Genomic DNA, 19706 nt, shown 5'->3' with positions numbered 1-19706 from the left:
TCGCGCGATCGGACCGCGTCCCCGCCTCAGTCCACGGTCACGTAAACGAGGAGGGCGATGCCAGCGAACTCGAGGACCTGCAGGTACATCATCGCCCGGACCGCCGGCCCGGACATCGACGGCGGATCGAGGTAGTAGAACAGCGCCAGCGCGTTCTCGGCGAGGAGGAAGAGCGCGAACAGGGCCGATCCGAGCGTGTGCTTCGACCGGATCGTGGCGTAGTTCCGCCCCCAGATGCCGACGAGGACGAGCAGGAGCAGTACGTTCGTCGCGGCGGCGACCCGAGCCACCTCGAGCGTCAGACTCATCTCACGCCACCGCCGGTTCGTCCGTCCGTCGCCGCGTTCCTGATTCGGCTCATGGTCACTCCAGTTGGTCGATTATCTCCTCGACGGTCGCCCAGTGCGTCCGGGTGCGGTCGGTGGGCAGGTAGATCGCGCCGTAGTCACGCTCCGTGCTCTCGATCACGCCGTTGTCCTCGAGCACGTCGAGGTGATGTCTGACGGTCTGGTACGCGAGGTCGAGGTCCTCGGCGAGCCGGTTGGCGTTTCGCGGCCGCTCGTCGAGCGCCCGGAGCAGGCGGGCACGGTTGGGACCGCCCCTGGTCCCCGCCAACACCTGCCAGAGGACCGCCTCCATCGGAAGTATCCGTCGGGGTGCCGCAACATAAGACCAACGCCGCGGTTCCCGTCGTGGAGGGCAGGCGCGACGCCATGGAGGGCCGGCGGCCACAGCGGGGTCGCTACGGCAGCAGCACGCCGTCGATGACGTGTACGATCCCGTTCGACGCCTCGATGTCGGTGGCCACTATCTCGGCCCGACCGCCGTCGAGCGTCGTCCCGTCGACCGTGATTCGGGCGCCGTTCAACGTGGGAACCCCCGACGATCCGGTGACCGAGGCCGCGTTGCGGCGGCCCGGCGTGACGTGGTAGGTGAGGACGCTCCGGAGGAACTCCTCGTCGACCGCGCCGACGTTGTCGACGGTGATCCCGGCGTCGTTGAACGCCTCGTCGGTCGGCGCGAACACGGTGAGCTGGCGGTTGCCGCTCAGGGCGTCGACGAGGCCCGCCTCCTGGACCGCGGCGACGAGCACGTCGAAGCCGTCGGCCGCCACGGCCACGTCGACTATCGTGTCGTCCTCGCTGGGGGGCCGGGCCGCGGCAGCGCCGACCCCGCCGACCAGAGCCGCTGTTCCCGCGCCGACGCTCTTCAGTACCGATCGTCTGTGTGCCTTCATGGGATACACCCGGATGGACGGTCCACCGCGGTACTAATCAACGATCGCGTGAATGTGGCTCGGATGCGACCCAAAAGAGACCCAAATCTCGGCCGGTCCGCCGAGACCGGTGGATCAGGGCCAGAGCCCACGCGCCTCGTGGGCCTCCGCGATCCGCGACAGCGCGACGATGTAGGCCGCGTCCCGCCACGTCACGTCCCGCGCCTCGAACTCCTCGCGGACGGCTCGCCAGGCGGCGAGCATCTCCGTCTCCAGTTCCTCGTTGACGCGCTCGAGCGACCACGCGCGACGGTTGATGTCCTGGAGCCACTCGAAGTAGCTCACCGTAACGCCGCCGGCGTTCGCGAGGATGTCCGGGATCACCGGAACGTCCCGCTCGGCGAGGATCGCGCTGGCGGCGCTCGTCGTGGGGCCGTTCGCCCCCTCGATGACGATGTCCGCGGCCACCTCGTCCGCGTTGGCCGCGGTCAGGACGTTCCCGATCGCCGCCGGGATCACCACGTCGACGTCGAGTTCCAGCAGTTCGTCGTTCGTCACCGTCTCCGGGGCCTCGTGGGTCAGCACCGCCTCCGGCTCCTCGTGGTGGGAGGGGATCGCGTGCGTGTCCAGCCCGTTCGGGTCGTAGACCCCGCCGTTGACGTCGCTGACGGCGACCACGTTCGCGCCCCAGTCGTCGAGCAGCTTCGCGGCGTTCGAGCCGACGCTCCCGAACCCCTGTACGGCGACCGAGGTCTCCCTGATCTCCTTGTCGTAGTACTCGATCGCCTCGCGGGCGATGATGGCGACGCTCCGGCCCGGCGCCGCGTCGCGGCCCTCACTGCCGCCGACGACCGGCGGCTTCCCGGTGACCACGCCCGGGACCGTCTCGCCCTCCTGCATCGAGTAGGCGTCCATCAGCCAGGCCATCGTCTGCGGGTCCGTCCCCATGTCGGGCGCGGGGATGTCCGTCGTCGGCCCGATGACCGACCGGATCTCGTCCGTGAACCGACGCGTCAGCCGCTCGGTCTCCTCCGTGGACAGGTCCTTCGGGTTCACCGCGATGCCGCCCTTCGCGCCGCCGAACGGGATGTCCATCACGGCGCACTTCCAGGTCATCCACATCGAGAGGCCGACACACTCCTCGCGCGTCACGTCCGGGTGATATCGGAGGCCGCCCTTGAACGGGCCGCGGACGCTGTCGTGCTGGGCGCGATAGCCGGTGTACACCTCCACGTCGCCGTTCTCGCGCTCGATCGGAACGGTGACCTCGTGGACCTTTTTGGGATGCTTGAGCCGCTCGACGACGTTCGGGTCGATGTCGAGGTGGTCGGCCGCGTGCTGGAGCTGTCGCCGCGCCGTCTCCAGCGCCGACTCCGGTTCGGTCGGCTCCTCCGGCGCCTCGTCGTCCCGCTCCGCGCGCGTCGTCGCGGACGTCGATGTCGGAGGCATCGTCATTCGATCGGCGTCCGTCGGTTCCGCATCTCGCCGGCGCAGTCCGGGCACCGGTCGGGGGCGTTCTCGGCGAGCACCACGTTCCCGCACGCGAAGCACTCGTAGGGCGATACCTCGGCCGAGTTCTGGTCGACGTCTCTCATGGGTGGTCGAGCGCCCCGGCCGTCCGGCGCGGGGGACTCTACAAGGCCATAATGAGGATATAAGGGAATATCCAGTAGTTGATTATCGAACCACTGTGGAGAGTGGGGGTTTACAGTTCAACCTGACGGGGGAGTCGCGACCGGGGTGTGGTCCTCGATCAGCGCCGCGAACAGCTTCCGCTGGGCGGTCCGGATGTGCTGGTAGAACGCCTGCGGGGAGATCCCCAGCGAGTCCGCGACGGTCTCCCCGGTCGCCTGTCGCGGCGACTCGAAGAAGCCGCTGTAGTACGCCGTCTCGAGGACCTCGAGCTGTCTGTCGGTCATGCGGTCGAGCACCGACGCGTAGAACCCGTGCTCGGAGGCCTGCTCGCGCGTCTGCTTGGACGTGAGGTCGGCGTCCGCGAACCGGTCGCTGACGAACCGCGTGACGTTCCGCACCTCGACGCCGTCCGGCACGTCGACGGCCAGCGTCGCCGCCCCGTCCGGCGTGGCCGTCGCGCTCTGTAGAACGGCGCCGTGGTCCGCCAGTTCCGCCGCGAGGAACGGCTCGGAGAGCCGAAGGCGCACCACGCCGCCGGCGTCGCCGCCCCGGATCGGCCGCGCGTCCTCGACGACGGTGAGCCGGCGCGTCGCGTCGACGACGGCGTCGAGCGGCGCGTCCTCGACGGTGACGAACACGTCGTTGCCGCCGGCCGTCTGTCGAACGCCCCCCTCGTAGGTGAGCGCGCAGTCGGCGGCGTCGGCCAGCCGAGCGAGCACGAACGACGGGTCCGCGACCGCGTACTCGACCCGCGTCAGCGACGTGGTGAGGAGCGCGCGCTTGCGCTCGCTGGCGCTGATCGCGGCGGCGATAGTCTCGCCCAGCTCCGCGAGCACGGCCCGAACGGTCCCGTCGAAGGCGTCGGGCGTCTCCGCGTACACCGTCAACACGCCGTACGAGAGGTCGTTGTACACGAGCGGGACGCTCACCACGGAGAGCAGGTCACGCGAGATCGCGTCCTTGCGCCACGAGGCCGCACGGAGGTTGGCCGCGACGTTCGCGACGTGGGTCACCTCGCCCGTCGCCGCGGTCCGGCCCGCGGGGTCCACGCCGTCTGCGGAGACGGGGATCGACCGCGCGTCGAGGTACCCCTGGTCGGTCCCCGCCCGCGTCTGCGGCGTCACCGTCTCCCCCGCGTCGTCGAGGGTGCCGATCCACGCGAACCGGAAGCGCCCGTCGGCGGTGAGTCGGTCGCAGACGGTGTGGTCGATCTCCTCGCGGGTCTCCGAGCGGACGATCGCCTGATCGATCTCGCGGATGGTCTCGTTGATGCGGTTGAGCGCGGTGAGCTGGTCGTTCCGACGCTGGAGCTCCCGGTCCTGTTCGCGAAGCTTCGACTCCCGGTCGACGCGGTCGAGCGCCGCCTCGGCGGTCGCCGCCAGCAGGTCCGCGAGCTCCCGAGTGACGTCGTCGAAGGCGCCGACGTCGGTCGAGCCGGCGACGAACACGCCGTGGTCCCCGAGCGGGATGTACGCCGCGCTCCGGAGGTCGGTCGCGGGGTTCGTGAGGCGGTCCGAATCGTGGACGTCCGCGAAGAACAGGGGCTCGTCCTCGACGAAGCTGTGGCTGGTGAGGTCGCTGCCGTCGGCGTGAACGGCGGGCAGCGGTCCGTGGACCTCCCGCATCGCCCGCGAGTGAGCGACCGGCTCGAGGTGGTTGTCGTCGGCGTCGAAGCGGTAGACGGCGCTGGCGTCGAGGTCGAGGACGGCCGCGGTGTCGTCGACGACGTGGTGGGCGATCTCCTGATGGGTCTCGGCGTACAGGAACTCTCGGGCGGTCTCCTGGAGGGTGGCGAGCGCCTGTTCGCGCTGCTTGCGCTTCGTGATGTCCCGACAGCTGTACAGCAGCGTCCCGTCCTGGATCGACACCTCGCGGACGTTCACCAGCAGGGTGTGCTCGCGGCCCGCCTTGTCCGTGGCGGTGGTCTCGATGTTCTTCAGGACGCCCTCCTCGGCGAGCGCCTCGCGGTCGAAGAGGTCGTCGCCGAGCAGGTCGTCGATCGTGCCCAGGTCGCGGATCTCGTCGGCGGTGTAGCCGAAGATGAAGTGGACGTTCGGACAGACGTAGGTGTACTCGCCGTCCGCGTCGGTCATGAGCACGGTGTCGGTCATGTTGTTGAGCGTGACCCGGTGGAGCTCCTCGGACTGCCGGAGCTCACGCTCGAGGTCGACGCGGTCGGTGATCTCGTCGCTGTCGACGATGATCGAGACGAGCTCGCCCTGTCCGTCGGTGACCGGCCGCACGGAGAGTTCCAGCACGCGGCTACCGGCGACCGCGTCCCGGGGAAGCACGGCGTGACCGGACTCCCCGTCCCGCGCCGCGTCCACGAGGCGGCGGACGTCCGCCCGCGTCCGGTCGTCGCCCCACCACGGGAGCGTCCAGAACGGCTCCCCGACGACCGCGTCGGCGTCCGCGGCCACCGCCTCGCGGGCGGCCCGGTTGACGCGCGTGAGCGTGCCCTCGGGGTCGAGCACCCACGTCGCCGACTCGGCGTCGTGGAAGACGGCGTCGAACTGTCGCGCACGCTCGCGCCGCGTCTCCGACCGGCGAGCCTCCCGGATCGCGGCCTCGGTGCGCCGGAGGGCGTCGTCGACGGCGTCCGACACCGGCTCGGAGACCCGGAGGTAGTCGGTGACCCCCGCCTCGATGGCCTCGGCGGCGATCGACTCGCTGCCGTCGGCCGTTCCCAGGACGACCGGGAGCGTCGGCATCTCCTCGCGGACGCGACGAACGAGGTCGATGCCGGTTCCGTTCGGGAGGGTGTAGTCGGCGACGACGCAGTCGGCGCGCTCGCGGGAGAGCGTCTCGCGGGCCGCCGCCGCGGTCGAGACGCGGCGGACGGTCGCGCCGGATTCCTGGTGGAGCGCGTCGGCGTAGGCGGCGAGCCACGGTTCGTCGCCGACGACGACGACCGCGGACGTGTCGAGGAGGCTACTGGCGGTGGGACTCATGTGTGGAACGGGAGTGGGAACGGTCGAGCACGAAACCCGCGGGTCGGTGCGGGGGTCTGATGCCGACAGCTACTCGTGCGACGACCAAAACGCTGCTGTTTACTTATCAACTGGGAGTGTATTCCCGGTTTCAGGGACAACAACCACCGTGGCCGCGACGGCCGGGCGACGGGACCGCGACGCGACCGCCGCGGCGAGCCGCGTTCGGGGCGACCAGTAAGACAATTACCACGGCGGCCCCGAGACGGACCCATGACCGGTGACGCCGAAGCCAACCCGGACTCGTCATTGCCCGCGGAGCTGGAGGACGTCGACATCCTCCACGTCGACGACGAGCCGGACTTCGCCGACCTCGTCGCCACGTTCCTGGAGCGCGAACACGGCGCGTTCACCGTCCACACCGAGACGGACCCGCGGGACGCCCTCGACCGGCTCGACGACGAGGACTGCGCCGTCGACTGCGTCGTGAGCGATTACGACATGCCGGCGCTGGACGGCCTGGACCTCCTCGAGCGCGTCCGCGACCGCCGTCCCGGGCTCCCGTTCGTTCTCTTCACCGGGAAGGGGAGCGAGGAGATCGCCAGCGAGGCCATCTCGGCCGGCGTTACCGACTACCTCCAGAAGGCCGGCGGCACGGAGCAGTACCGGGTCCTCGCCAATCGGGTGCGGAACGCGGTCGCGGGGTACCGGGCCGAGCGGGACGCGAACCGCGGCCTCGAGGCCATCGAGACGGCGCGGGACGGTATCGCTATTCTCGACGGGACAGGACACATCGAGTACGCGAACGACGCCTGTGGCGAGATCCTCGGCTACGACCGCGAGGAGCTCGTCGGGCTCCACTGGGAGACGTTCTACCGCGACGAGGACGTGCCGTTCGTCTACGACGTGCTCCTCCCGAAAGCGCGCGACGGACGGTGGCGCGGGACCACCTCGTTCGTGCGGAAGGACGGGACGGAGATCGACGTCGATCACGCGCTCTCGTACAGCGACGACGGCTCGCTCATCTGTACGCTCAGTCCGCGGGCGATGGCCGACACGGGCACACCGCCGGCGATGGACGACGCGGACGCACAAACGCCGTCGGCCGACGCGGGCGCGTCGACGCCGTCGGCGAAGGAGCGGGCGATGAACGAGGCGCCGATCGGGATCGTCCTGACGGATCCCCTCGAGACGGACGAGCCGATCGTCTACGCGAACGACGCGTTCACGACGCTCACCGGCTACGAGACGCACGCGGTCGTCGGGCGGGACCGCGGGATCCTCTGGGGAGAGAACACCGCCGCCGGGGCGCTCGCGGAGCTTCGCACCGCGATCGACGACCGCGAACCGGCGACCGTCGAACTGCGAAGCTACCGGAAAGACGGCGAGGAGTTCTGGAACCGCGTCCGCGTCGCCCCGCTGTTCGACGACGAGGGCGACCTGGACTTCTTCGTCGAGTTCCACGAGGACGTGACGGAGCGCAAACGTGACGAGGAGCGGCTGCAGTCCCACACCGCGCGGCTCGAAGCCCTCTTCGAGCACTCGCCGGACATGATCGCGGTCCACGACATCGACGGCGTCATCCGGGACGTCAACCAGCGACTGTGCGCCGAGCTCGGGTACGCCGAGAGCGAACTCGTCGGGCGAACCGTCTGGGACATCGACCCGACGGCCGACCGCGACCGCGCGACCTCGTTCTGGGAGACCCTCCCGCCGAACACCTCGCATCGGTTCGAGGGAAAGCTCGAACGCGAGGACGGGTCGACGTTCCCCATCGAGGTCCACCTCATCCGCCTGAATCTGGACGGCGAGGACCGGTTCGTGGCGATGGACCGGGACATCAGCCGGCAGAAGCGTCGCGAGCGCGAACTCATGCAACAGAACGAACGGCTCGACCGGTTCACCAGCGTCGTGAGCCACGACCTTCGGAACCCGCTGCAGGTCGCGGAGGGGCGCCTCGAACTGCTGCGGGAGGACTGCGAAAGCGAGCACATCGACGGGATCGGCGACGCGCTGGACCGCATGGACGCGCTGATCGAGGACCTGCTGGCGCTCGCACAGACCGGCGAAGCGGCGATGGACGTCGAGCCGGTCCGGCTGGCCGACGTCGTGCGGTCGTGTTGGGAGACGCTTCCGGCGACGACCGCGACGCTGACGGTCGAGACCGACCGGACCGTCGAGGCCGACCGCGACCAGCTCCGCCAGCTCGCGTCGAACCTGCTCCGGAACGCGGTCAAACACGGCGGGGCGGACGTCACCATAACGGTGGGTGACACGCCGGACGGGTTCTACGTGGCCGACGACGGGGTCGGGCTCTCGGAGTCCGAGCTCGAGGACGTGTTCGAGTCGGGGTACACGACCGCCGACGACGGGACGGGCTTCGGGCTCAGCATCGTCGACGAGGTCGCCGACCGCCACGGCTGGGCGGTCTCGGCGACGAACGGGGCCGACGGCGGCGCCCGCTTCGACGTGACGACCGACCGCTGACCGGTCCCGAGAGGCCGGGCCGGCGTTCGCGTTTTCGACCGCGACCGACTCCCGCGTTCGCCGAGACCCTCGCGGAGCGAACCGGGGGGCGGGAGCGACAGGGAGTCGAGCGGCACGCGTCGATAGCCCCACGCGCGACCGCGACCGTCCTCGGCGCGGAGCCGGCGATCCGGATCGGCGGTGGTTCGCATAACGATAACGATTACCGAATAAACTAGATATTGATAAGTTTGTGGATGAACCGGACTGGGCGACATCGAAGAACCCAGTTGTGAGAAAACTGGATGATCCGACATTGGACTCCGAATATCCCTCTTTTTGTGGTTATGAAGGAACTATACGACCATATTCGTCGGTCTTTTCTACAATATTCCAGATCTCCCAGCGATTTCTATTCAGTTCCCGCGAGTGACTGCCGACCGCGATCGGGGGTCCAATGGAAATCAAAAAGACACGGACATCGGCGGGTTTGTCTCGGTCGATCCGGTCGGTACGTCCGAATCGTCGCGATGTCACGGACCGAGATCGGGTTGCGTGTGACGAAATCCCGAGTCGCAGATAATCATAAGAAATTCGAGTTATCGGTTAAAAGGTCAAAATCAGTATAGTAATCCTAGCGCTTAGACCCGAGCGACCGGGCTCGGAATCGCGGAGCGAGAACGGAGCGGTCGGAGGGTCTCGTCGGGGAGCGCCACGTACGGGACGGGGGGTCGGTGCGGTCGCGAGCGGGCGGTGCGGTCGTGAACGGGCGATGCGGTCGAGAGATCAGACCTCGGCGCCGTTCGCGAGCGGTTCGTCGTCGACGCCGAGCCCGTGACTGATCGCCTCGCCGGTCGTTCCCTCGAACAGGTGGATCTGCGCGCGGTCGAGGACCACGTCGACCGCGTCGCCCGAGGAGAGGTCCGCCGTCGGCTCGACGGTCATGAGGAGCTGGTCGGTGCCGCCGGCCGGCCGACCGCCCTCCTCGTCGAGGTCGGCGCCGAGCGTGACGTCGCCGTCGTCCGCGCGGAGGTACACGACCAGCTCGTCGCCCATCGGCTGGACGACGTCGACCATGAGGCGGGCGGTGGTCGTGTCGTCGAGGTCGCGGTGGGACCCCTCGAGGTACACGTCCTCGGGCCGGATGCCGAGCACCACGTCGTCGCCCGCCGCCACCGGCGCGCCCGACACGTCGATGTCGAACCCGAACGTCGAGTCGACGAAGCGGCCGTCCTCGACCGCTCCGTTCACGAAGCGCATGCTCGGGGAGCCGACGAAGCCCGCGACGAACAGGTTCGCGGGCTCGTTGTAACACTCCAGCGGGGGTGCGAACTGCTGGAGCTCCCCCTCGTTGATGATCGCGATGCGGTCGGACATCGTCATCGCCTCCGCCTGGTCGTGGGTGACGTACACCGTCGTCACGTCCAGTTCCTGCTGGAGCCGCTGGAGCTCGGTGCGCATGTGGACGCGGAGCTTCGCGTCGAGGTTCGCCAGCGGCTCGTCCATCAGGAACACCTCGGGGTCCATCACGATCGCGCGACCGATCGCGACCCGCTGCCGCTGGCCGCCCGAGAGCTCGTCCGGCATGCGGTCGAGCATTCCCTCGATCTGGAGGATGTCCGCCGCGCGCGAAACGCGGTCGTCGATCGCCTCCTGGTCGTAGTTCTTCAGCCGCAGTCCGAAGGTGAGGTTCTCCTCGACGGTCATGTGCGGGAACAGCGCGATGTTCTGGAACACCATCGCGATGTCTCGGTCCTTCGGGGCCGCGTCGGTGACGTCCGTCCCGGCGATCTCGATGTGGCCGCCAGTGGGCTTCGTCAGCCCGGAGATCGTCTCGAGGGTCGTCGACTTGCCGCAGCCCGAGGGGCCGATGAGCGAGATGAACTCGCCGTCCTCGATGTCGAGGGTCATCCCGTCGACCGCCACGACGTCGCTGTACTGCTTCGTTACGTTGTCGAGTTTGAGGTGTGTCATGTTCGTATTGTGTGTGAGTTGTCCGTCGGCGTTATCCCTTCAGCGACCCCGACGAGAGGCCGCTGACGATCTTTCGCTGCGCGAGCAGGACGAGGATGGCGACCGGAAGGACGCCGACGATGCTGGCCGCGGCCATCAGGTCGTACCGGATGGAGAACTCGGCCTGGTAGTTCGTCAGCCCCCAGACGATCGGCGACCAGTCCTGTGCGGCGCCGGTCGTCATCAGCTGGGAGAAGAAGAACTCGTTGTACGCCGTGATGAACGTGAGGATGCCGGCGGTGACGAGTCCGGGCGCCGAAAGCGGCATGATGACGTGGTAGAGCGCTCCCAGACGGGTCGACCCCGTCACCCGCGCCGCGTCCTCCAGCCCGTCCGGGATCTGCCCGTAGAACGTGGTGAGAATGAGGATGGCGAACGGGAGCGCCAGCGCGGTCAGGGGCAGCCCGACCGCGGCCGGCGTGTTGAACAGGTTCGGGCTGGTGACGCCGAACACGGTGACGTTCCCGGTGAGCAGCTTGAACAGCCCCACGAGGAACGTCGCACCGGGGAAGTACGAGACCGCGATGAGCAGCAGGAAGAGCGGTCGCTTCCCCCTGAACTCCATCCGACCGAACACGTACCCCGCGAGGCTCGCGAACACCAGGACGAACGCCGTCACGCCGACCGCGATGACGAGGCTGTTGAACACGAACCGATGGAACGGCAACACCTGGAACATCTCGACGAACGAGGACGGGTCGAACCCCGCCGGCAGCAGGCCGGCGTCCGTGGTGCGCCCGGCGGGCGTGAACGCGATGACGAAGAGGTAGTAGAACGGGAACAGCGCGATGAGCAACACCGCCGCGGTCGAGAGGAAGAACGTCGTCCGGTGGAGCGCGTCCGGGTCCGTGACCGACGAGAGCAGCCCCTCCGACCCGGAGTTCGCGGTCCCGTCCGCCGCTGCGTCTCCCGCCGCGCCGTCTGCCGCCATCTCAGATCCCCCCCGCGGTGGAGTCGTTGTACTTGATCAGGTACACCATCGACACCAGCCCGATCAGGACCGCGGTGATGATCGCGAGCGCCGAGGCGGTGCCGTAGAGGCTCCCGTTGAACGTCCCGACGACCGCGCAGGTGATCGAGGGCATCGTGCTGCAGTTCGAGATGGCGTCGATCTGCCCGTACACGCGCATCGAGCCGATCGACGTGAGTAGCATGGCGATGAGGAGCACGGGCATCACCTGCGGGAGCGTGATGAGCCGGAACCGCTCCCACCGGGAGGCTCCCGCCACCTTCGCCACGTCGTAGAGCCGCTCGTCGATGCTCTGGAGCCCCGCGAGGACGATCAGCGCGACGAACGCGGAGCGCTTCCAGACCGCGGACAGCGTCACGACGCCGAGCGTCGCCCCGCTGTCGTTGAGCGGGCGGGCCCCGATGAGTCCGAGCTCGTTGAACAGTTGCGTCCCGAGACCGGCGTCGGGGATGAACAGCAGGTAGAAGATCATGCCCTGGATGACGACCGGGACGGCCCACGGGAGCAGCACCGCGGTCCGGACGACGGAGCGGCCCCGGAACGTCTTGTCGAGGATGAGCGCCTGCACGAACCCGAGCGTCGTGACCAGCACGACGCTGACGGCCGTGTAGATGAGCGTCGTGGGAATGATGCTCTGGAACGGGTTGCTCAGGTCGAGGAACGGTCGCAACAGCAGGGCGTCCCGCTGCCCCGTGACCAGTTCGACGTAGTTGGTCAGCCCGACGAACTCGCCGCGGAACTGGCTGAAGCTGTCCGCGTAGAAGGACGTCTCGATCGAGTAGAGCACCGGCCACAGCGCGACGACCGAGAACACCACGAGTACCGGAGCCAACACGAGGTACGCGAACTGCGTCTCCGACAGGTCCTCGACCCAGTCGGTGACGCGAGCGGTGCCGTCCGCGACCGGGTCGGGAAGCAGCGTCGACCGCGTGGAGACGTTCGCCCCCCTGTCAGGCATTGTTCTCCTCGATCTGTTGCAACTGCTCCTTGAGGTCGGTCATCCCCTGCTCCGGCGGCTTGCCCTGCGAGACGACGTTGTGGACCTCCTGCGCGATGATGTCGGCCTCCTGGAAGTAGATCGGCGTCACCGGACGCGGAACCGGGTTCTCGGCCGCGATACGGAACGTGTCGAGGTACTGACCGAAGGTCTCGTGTTCGGTGAGCGATTCGGACTCGAAGACGCTCGGTTTCGGCGGGAGCGAGCCGGACACCTCGAAGTAGTTGCGGTGGAAGTCGTCGGTGAGGACGGCCCGCAGCACCTCGAGTGCGGCGTCGATCTTGTCGGAGTTCGGGTTGACCGAGAGGTTGTACCCCGCCAGCGGCGAGACGCTGCCGCCGAGCCCCTCGTACTCGGCCTCGGACCGCTCGACGCCGTAGGGGTACGGCATCATGCCGATCATGTCGTTCACGTCGCCGTCGACCGACGCGCCGATCTGCTGGAGGAGCCCCATCTGGCCGACGGTATAGGCGAAGGCGTCGCCCGCGATGAACGACTCCATGTCGGTGGTGTACCGCCACCCGAGCGCGTCGCTGGGGACGATGTCGCCCGCGAACTCCGACTCGTCGAGGGAGTGTTCGTCGTCGTGCCCGTGCATGAACGTCCGGAGCATCCGGAGCGCGTTCAGGACCGGTTCCTCGTCGACCGTGACCGGCCGCTCCCCCACGGGGCCGAACAGGTTGTCGCGGCCGCCGAAGTACGCGCCGCCCCACTGGGACATCATCCCGTTGAACGCACAGCAGGTGATCGTCTGTGAGAGCTCGAACGGCATCGTCATCCCGTACTCGAGCTCCTGCTGCTGTTTCACGTCGGCGGCGATCTGCGAGAACTCGGCCCACGACATCGGCTCGCTCCCCCAGTTCTCCGCCTCGGGGTCGTAGCCGGCCGCCTCCGCGTGGTCCTTCCGGTACATCACGCCGCGGACGTCCATGATGAACGGGACGCCGTAGAGGTTCCCGTTCTGCCCTCGACTAGAGTCCACGCTCGGCCCCTTGAACTCGGACTCGAGCGTGTCGATCTCCTCGTCCGAGAGGTGGTCGTTGAGGTTGAGCAGTTGGCCGCGGCGAATGAAGGGGATCGACCACCCGACGTCCATCAGGAGAACGTCGGGATCGCCGCGCCCGGCGTTGAGCCACTGCCGGTACTGCTGTTCCAGTTGGCCCGGGGTCGCGGTGTTGATTTCGAGGGTGATGTCCTCCGAGAGGCCGGCCTCCTTGAGCGCGGGCTCAAACCCGTTTATCGCCTGCTCGGTCATCTGCGAGAGCAGGGTTATCTGGAGGGTCGTCTCGCCGTCGGCCCCGTCGGAGGACGTCGACCCGCCCGATTCGTCCGAGTCGCCTCCGTCACCACCCAGACAGCCCGCGATCGATGCGCCTACTCCGGTCGCTCCGGCCGTCCGGAGAAACCGTCGCCTATTGACCCCGTAGTGGTCTCTCATGCTACGACCACACATACACGGTTTATATTATTAATAATTTTTGTAAGTGGCGGGTATCGTCACCGGTGTGGCGGGCGGGTGAGAACGGGGGCGCCCAGCGACGACCGGACGAGTGAGTCACCGGACAGCGGAGCGCGACGACCGTCAGCGGCGGTGCGACGACCGCAACGGTTTTATTAGGATGACGGACGGACCGGCGCGTATGGGCTTCCTCGACGAAGATTACCTGCTCGAATCGGCGTCCGCGCGCCGGCTGTACGACGAGATCCGCGACCTACCGATCCTGGACCCGCACAGCCACGTGGACGTGGCGGCGCTCGCGCGGAACGAGGGGTGGACCGACATCTGGGAGGTCGAGGGCGCGACCGACCACTACGTCTGGGAGCTGATGCGGAAACGCGGCGTCCCGGAGCGGAAGATCACCGGTGACGCGCCCAACCGCGAGAAGTGGGACGCGTTCGCGGCCGTCTTCCCGGAGTTCGCGGGCAACCCCACCTACGAATGGGTCCACCTCGACCTGAAGCGCCGGTTCGGGATCGAGAAGCCGATCTCCGCGGAGACCGCCGACGAGATCTGGACCGAGACGAAGGCGGCACTCGAGAGCCCCGAGATGCGCCAGCGCCGACTCCTCCATGAGATGGACGTCGAGGTCGTCTCTAGCACGGACGACCCGACCTCCGACCTGGAGCACCACCGCACGCTCGCCGACGAGTTCGACGGCGTGACCGTGCGCCCGACGTGGCGCCCAGACGCCGCGATGGGGGCCGGCGCCCCGGACTGGCCGGCATACGTCGATCGGCTCGGCGACGCCACCGACACGGACGTCGCGGACCTCGACGGCTTCCTCGCCGCGCTCCGGACGAGCCACGAGTACTTCGACGCCAACGGCTGCGGCGCCAGCGACCACGGCCTGAGCGAGGCCGTCACGAAGCCGGTCGACCGCGACCGCGCCGCGGACGTGTACGAGCGCGCGTACGCCGGCGAACCGCTGACGGACGCCGACGTCACCGACTTCAAGGCGTTCGTCCTCGAGCGGATCGGCGAGCTCAACCGGGAGACCGACTGGGTGACGCAACTGCACATCGGGCCGGTCCGGGACTACCGCGACTCCCTGTACGAGGAGCTCGGCACCGACGCGGGCGGGGACGTCTCGACGGGCGACCTCGACCTCGCCGACAACCTGCGGTACTTCCTCAACCGGTTCGACGAGGAGCTGGAGGTCGTCCTCTACGTCGTCGACCCGACCCACTACCCGACCGTGGCGACCGTCGCCCGCGCGTTCCCGAACGTCAGCGTCGGCGCGGCGTGGTGGTTCAACGACAGCCCGCACGGGATCGGGTCGCAACTGGAGTACGTGGGGACCGTCGACCTGCTCGCGAACTACGGCGGCATGGTGAGCGACTCTCGGAAGCTCCTGTCGTTCGGCTCACGCTTCGAGATGTTCCGCCGGACGCTGGCGAACACGGTCGGGGGGATGGTCGAGCGCGGACAGGTGCCCGGCCACGTCGCCGAGGACCTCGTCCGGCGGGTCGCCTACGAGCGCCCGGCGGAGCTGTGGGACTTCTGACGGCCGCCTGTTAACGGATAGAAGAAATCTGCCCGGAAGAAGCGTTCAGACGCCGCTGAACGCGGAGAACCCGCCGTCGATGGGGATCGATGCGCCGTGGACGAACTCCGCGCCCGGCGAGACGAGCCACAGGACGGTCGTCGCGAGGTCCTCCGGCCGCCCGAACCGGTTCTGCGGCGTGTGGTCGATGATCGTCTGGCCGCGGTCCGTGTACTCGCCGGTCTCCTCATCGATCAGCAGGTAGCGGTTCTGTTCGGTGAGGAAGAAGCCGGGCGCGATGGCGTTGACGCGGATATCCGCCGAGTAGTTGTGCGACATGTGGACCGCGAGCCACTCGGTGAAGTTCGAGACGGCCGCCTTCGCGCCCGAGTACGCGGGGATCTTCGTCAGCGGCGTGTAGGCGTTCATCGAGGAGACGTTCAGGATACAGCCCGTCCCCTCCTCGACCATGTACTCGCCGAAGACCTGCGAGGCGAGCACGGTGCCCGTGAAGTTGACGTCGAGCACCTGCCGGATCCCCTCCGTCGACAGGTCGAAGAACGAGGTGTCCGGCCCAGTGGTCGCGTCGGGGCTGTTCCCGCCCGCGGCGTTGATCAGCACGTCGATCCGGCCGTACTCGTCGACCACCGTCTCGGCGGCCGCCTCCAGTTCGACGCGGTCGAGGACGGACGCCGAGAGCGTGAGGTGTTCGATCCCCGCCTCGGCGAGCTCCTCGCCGGTCTCGCGCAGTTTCTCCTCGCCCCGCGCGAGGATCGCGACGGTCGCGCCGTTCTCGCCGAGGGCCCGCGCCATCTCGGAGCCGAGCACGCCGGAACCGCCGGTGACGACGCACACCTTGTCGTCGACGTCGAAGTCGTTGGATACGCTCATTGGCTGTCTGCTTCGTTCCTCGCGTGCAGACGGCATGTATCTTTTCGTCCGGGTCGGTCGAGAGTTACGTCCGGATCCGTCGAGAGGGTCTCAGTCCGCCGTGGTCTCGGGGTTGACGGCCGCCTCGCGGCCGTCGGTCTCGCTCCCGCCCGCGGTCGTCTGCTCCAGCAGTCCCCGCATGTAGCCGATCGCGAACAGCCGCCCCTTCGTGTGGTAGCCGGGGTTTGAGTTGTCCTCGCCCGCCATCGTGGGGACGTGATCCGGCCGCATCGGCCCGTCGAAGCCCGCGTCTCGGAACGCCTGCATCGCCGCGAGCATGTCGGTCGGCCCGTCGTCGTGCCACGTCTCGACGAAGTCGTCCGCCTCCCCCTCCACGTCGCGGAAGTGCGCGAAGTTGATCCGGTCGCCGAAGTGGCGGATCGTCTCCGGAACGTCCACGCCCATCGCGGCGAAATTGCCCTGACAGAACGTCACGCCGTTGTGCTCGCTGTCGACGATGTCGAGGATCCGGTCGTACGACTCGACGCTGTTGGCGAGCCGCGGCACGCCCCGCACCGAGTCGATCGGCGGGTCGGCGGGGTGAAGTCCGAGCTTCACGCCGGCCTCCTCGGCGACCGGGACGACCTCCTGCAGGAAGTACTCGAGGGCGTCCCAGAGCTGGTCCCGGCTCACGTCGGCGTAGTCGATCTCCGGACCGCCGGACATCCGCTCGTCCGTGTAGCCGGTCGTGTACGCCCCGCCCCGCGTCTCGACGTGGACCTCGGTTCGGGCCCACCGGACGCCCGCCATCCAGTCGTAACACACCACGGGGATGCCGACCGCTCCGCAGTCCCTGAGGAACTGCTTGAACTCGGCGATGTCCTCGTCGCGACCCTCGAGCCCCAACCGGACGCGGTCGGTGAGCGGCACGGAGCCCTCGATGACCGAGAGGTCGATGCCGACCTCCTCGAACCAGTTGGCCATCCCCTTGAGCTCGTCGTACGTCCAGTTCGTCTTGTCGTCCCCGATCTCGAGGGGGTGGACGACCGCGTTCGTGACGCCCATCTGGCGGGCGAGCTGCCACCGGTCGTCCGGCTCCGGCGGCAGGATCAGCGACAGTTGTACCATGTGTCAGTAGTAATTCCGCTCCAATAAATAAAAGTTGTTCTAGAGGGGGTTTTCGGCCCCGAGCGGCGTGCGGTCCGCCCGAACCCGACCGCAGTCATCGACTTCGAGGGGAAGAGGCTCTCGGCGGCCGCGGCCCCGTGAACGACGACGATCGTTCAAGGTGATCGAACGAATCGGCAACGCGAGCTACGCCGAGTGGCCGGTGCTGCGGCGAGGAACACCGGATCGGCAGAGCACGACCGCGATCAGCGTCCGATATAGTTGAACGGAGAGGAATTCAGATCCGGATCGGGATTACAGAAATACATTTGTAACGTTATCCGTCTTTCACCGTCGTCTCCGCCCTGCAGTCGACGACGCCCCGCGGACACGAGAGGGATCTTTTTCGATCCGGTGAAACGAGAGAACGATTTTATGCGCGTTCTGGGCCATCTACCGTCGGATGCGGGAATCATGTGGCGTTGGCGGCCGCCGGCCAGCGGCGTGTGTCCGACAGTGTTGAACGACGTGCCGGCCAGCGCCGGGAGAGCGGCGGGTTCGGGAAGATCAGTAACGATCGTGAGGGTCGTTTCCGGCGCGAACTCCGCGCCCCCCGTCCCGCACGCCCAGTCGGTTCAACGATGTTGGATTCCGGGGGGCGCGACGGGCTCGGAGCGGGCGGCCGGGAGCGCGATCGGTCGTTCCAGTATTTTTAATACACTCGTGACCCGAGTACCCGGTGATGCACCTGTTAGCATACCCCCGAGAGACGCGGTCGCTCGACGGGACGTGGCAGGCGATCCCCGATCAGTACGAGAACTTCGAAGGGTACTTCGAGGACTTCTTCGACGACGAGGACGACAATCCCGCCGGCTTCGAGGTGAAGTCCATCTACGAACCCGGCGCGTCGGAGGAGAACGACCCGTGCGACTTCAACATCCACGACGGCCGCTCGGTCTCGATCCCCTCCAGCTGGGGCGAGGAGATCCCCGAGTTCCGCCACTACGAGGGCTGGGTCTGGTACGCGCGCACGTTCGACTGGGACGCCGACGAGGGCGACGACCGCGCGTTCCTCCGGTTCGGCGCCGTCAACTACAAGGCGAAGGTGTGGCTGAACGGGGAACTGCTGGGCACGCACGAGGGGGGCTTCACGCCCTTCAGCTTCGAGGCGACCGACGCGCTGCAGGAGGGCGAAAACGTGCTCGTCGTCAAGACCGACAACCAGCGGTACGAGGACGGCATCCCCAACGAGGCGACCGACTGGTTCAACTTCGGCGGGATCAACCGCTCCGTCGAACTGGTCGAGGTACCGGACGCCTACGTGCGCAACTTCAAGGTCGAGTCGGAGCTGTCCGACGGGGCCGTCGACGTCAGCGTCTCGGCGTGGGTCGAGGGCGCCGAGGGCGACGGGACGAGCGTCTCCGCCGCCTTCCCGGAGCTGGACCGCGACGTGTCGCTCGAGGCGGCCGGCGACGGCGAGTTCACCGGGGAGCTCCGGCTCCCGGAGGAGGAGGTGTCGCTGTGGAGCACCGAGGACCCGCACCTGTACACGGTCCGCGTCGAGGCCGACGGGGACGCCGTCGAGGACCGCGTCGGGCTCCGCGACCTCCGCGTCCGCGACGGCGACGTGCTGTTGAACGGCGAGCCCCTCTGGCTGCGCGGCATCGCGCTCCACGAGGAGGCCGCGGGCAAGGGCCGAGCGCTCGACGCCGAGGACGTCGAGGAGCGGTTCCAGTGGATCGCCGAACTGGGCTGTAACTACGCCCGGCTGGCCCACTACCCGCACACCGAGCAGATGGCCCGGAAGGCCGACGAGGAGGGGGTCCTCCTGTGGGAGGAGGTGCCCGCGTACTGGGACATCAACTTCGGCGACGAGGAGGTCCAGGAGCTGTACCGGCAGCAGCTCCGCGAGCTGGTCCAGCGCGACTGGAACCGCCCCTCCGTCGCGATGTGGTCCATCGCGAACGAGACCGACCACACCGACGACACCCGCAACGAGGTCCTCCCGCAGATGGCGGACTACGTCCGCGACCTCGACGACACGCGGCTGGTGACCGCCGCCTGCTTCGTGGACGAGACCGACGACGGCCTCGAGATCCGCGACCCCCTGGAGGAGCACCTGGACGTCATCGGCATCAACGAGTACCACGGCTGGTACTACGGGGACGCCGACAACATGCAGGAGTTCCAGGAGGACCCCGAGGGCACGCCGGTCGTCATCTCGGAGACCGGCGGCGGCGCCAAGTGGGGCCACCACGGCGACGCGGACGAGCGCTGGACCGAGGAGTTCCAGGCCGAGATCTACCGCGGGCAGACGGAGGCGGCCGCGGAGAACGACCAGATCGTCGGGTTCTCGCCGTGGATCCTGTTCGACTTCCGCGCACCGATGCGCCAGAACGAGTTCCAGCGCGGCTACAACCGGAAGGGCGTCGTCGACCAGCACGGACGCAAGAAGCAGGCGTTCCACGTGCTGCGAGACTTCTACCAGACGCACCGCTGACGACGAGAGCCGCGTCGC

General features: G+C 68.1%; 15 protein-coding genes. 3 read left to right on the top strand and 12 right to left on the bottom strand.

Translation table 11 applies throughout. The features are described 5' to 3' along the window. Positions 1-26: 26 nt before the first annotated feature. From ACZ432_RS01795 to ACZ432_RS01770, 6 genes are all read right to left on the bottom strand, one after another. Positions 27-308 (bottom strand): DUF8036 family membrane protein, encoded by a 282-nt coding sequence (locus ACZ432_RS01795; RefSeq protein WP_426963193.1) that lies wholly within the window; start codon positions 306-308, stop codon positions 27-29. A 55-nt stretch (positions 309-363) separates the two neighbouring features. Then, on the bottom strand, positions 364-639 hold the full coding sequence (locus ACZ432_RS01790) for an ArsR/SmtB family transcription factor (RefSeq protein ID WP_426963194.1): 276 nt from the start codon (positions 637-639) through the stop codon (positions 364-366). A 103-nt stretch (positions 640-742) separates the two neighbouring features. Further along, positions 743-1237 (bottom strand): fasciclin domain-containing protein, encoded by a 495-nt coding sequence (locus ACZ432_RS01785; protein ID WP_426963195.1) that lies wholly within the window; start codon positions 1235-1237, stop codon positions 743-745. A gap of 114 nt (positions 1238-1351) precedes the next feature. Further along, entirely contained in the window at positions 1352-2671 is a 1320-nt protein-coding gene (gene gdhB / locus ACZ432_RS01780) for a glutamate dehydrogenase GdhB (protein ID WP_426963196.1), read from the bottom strand. Continuing rightward, positions 2668-2811 (bottom strand): rubrerythrin-like domain-containing protein, encoded by a 144-nt coding sequence (locus ACZ432_RS01775; RefSeq protein ID WP_426963197.1) that lies wholly within the window; start codon positions 2809-2811, stop codon positions 2668-2670. The genes gdhB and ACZ432_RS01775 overlap by 4 nt, the downstream gene beginning before the upstream one ends. A 117-nt stretch (positions 2812-2928) precedes the next feature. Next, positions 2929-5802 carry a bacterio-opsin activator domain-containing protein gene (locus ACZ432_RS01770; protein ID WP_426963198.1) on the bottom strand — a complete coding sequence of 958 codons (2874 nt, stop codon included), beginning with the start codon at positions 5800-5802 and terminating at the stop codon, positions 2929-2931. A gap of 252 nt (positions 5803-6054) precedes the next feature. On the opposite strand from ACZ432_RS01770, the gene ACZ432_RS01765 reads away from it, so the two are divergent. After that, positions 6055-8268, top strand: coding sequence for a PAS domain S-box protein (locus tag ACZ432_RS01765; RefSeq protein ID WP_426963200.1), 2214 nt, complete (start codon positions 6055-6057; stop codon positions 8266-8268). A 765-nt stretch (positions 8269-9033) separates the two neighbouring features. Here the strand turns inward: ACZ432_RS01765 and ACZ432_RS01760 are convergent. From ACZ432_RS01760 to ACZ432_RS01745, 4 genes are read right to left on the bottom strand one after another with little or no spacing between them, the layout of a single operon-like run. Continuing rightward, a complete protein-coding gene (locus ACZ432_RS01760) occupies positions 9034-10221 on the bottom strand; it encodes an ABC transporter ATP-binding protein (protein ID WP_426963202.1) in 1188 nt (395 codons plus the stop codon). Positions 10222-10252: 31 nt separating this feature from the next. Then, positions 10253-11191 carry a carbohydrate ABC transporter permease gene (locus ACZ432_RS01755; protein WP_426963204.1) on the bottom strand — a complete coding sequence of 313 codons (939 nt, stop codon included), beginning with the start codon at positions 11189-11191 and terminating at the stop codon, positions 10253-10255. Position 11192: 1 nt separating this feature from the next. Continuing rightward, positions 11193-12188, bottom strand: a complete 996-nt coding sequence (locus ACZ432_RS01750; protein ID WP_426963206.1) for a carbohydrate ABC transporter permease — start codon at positions 12186-12188, stop codon at positions 11193-11195. Further along, on the bottom strand, positions 12181-13665 hold the full coding sequence (locus tag ACZ432_RS01745; protein ID WP_426963207.1) for a substrate-binding domain-containing protein: 1485 nt from the start codon (positions 13663-13665) through the stop codon (positions 12181-12183). Before ACZ432_RS01745 ends, ACZ432_RS01750 begins: the two co-directional genes overlap by 8 nt. Positions 13666-13867: 202 nt before the next feature. On the opposite strand from ACZ432_RS01745, the gene uxaC reads away from it, so the two are divergent. Beyond that, on the top strand, positions 13868-15232 hold the full coding sequence (gene uxaC / locus ACZ432_RS01740; protein ID WP_426963208.1) for a glucuronate isomerase: 1365 nt from the start codon (positions 13868-13870) through the stop codon (positions 15230-15232). 45 nt (positions 15233-15277) lie between these two features. Here the strand turns inward: uxaC and ACZ432_RS01735 are convergent, their stop codons facing one another. Both ACZ432_RS01735 and ACZ432_RS01730 read right to left on the bottom strand, forming a co-directional pair. Beyond that, entirely contained in the window at positions 15278-16102 is an 825-nt protein-coding gene (locus ACZ432_RS01735) for an SDR family oxidoreductase (RefSeq protein WP_426963210.1), read from the bottom strand. A 90-nt stretch (positions 16103-16192) separates the two neighbouring features. Further along, positions 16193-17209, bottom strand: a complete 1017-nt coding sequence (locus ACZ432_RS01730; RefSeq protein WP_464378850.1) for a mannonate dehydratase — start codon at positions 17207-17209, stop codon at positions 16193-16195. 721 nt (positions 17210-17930) lie between these two features. Between ACZ432_RS01730 and ACZ432_RS01725 the strand changes: the two genes are divergently transcribed. Next, complete coding sequence (locus ACZ432_RS01725) at positions 17931-19688, top strand: glycoside hydrolase family 2 protein (protein WP_426963212.1); 1758 nt, start codon at positions 17931-17933, stop codon at positions 19686-19688. Positions 19689-19706 lie beyond the last annotated feature (18 nt).

The organism is Haloparvum alkalitolerans, assembly GCF_055381565.1.
This window is presented reverse-complemented; position numbering and strand designations above follow the sequence as displayed.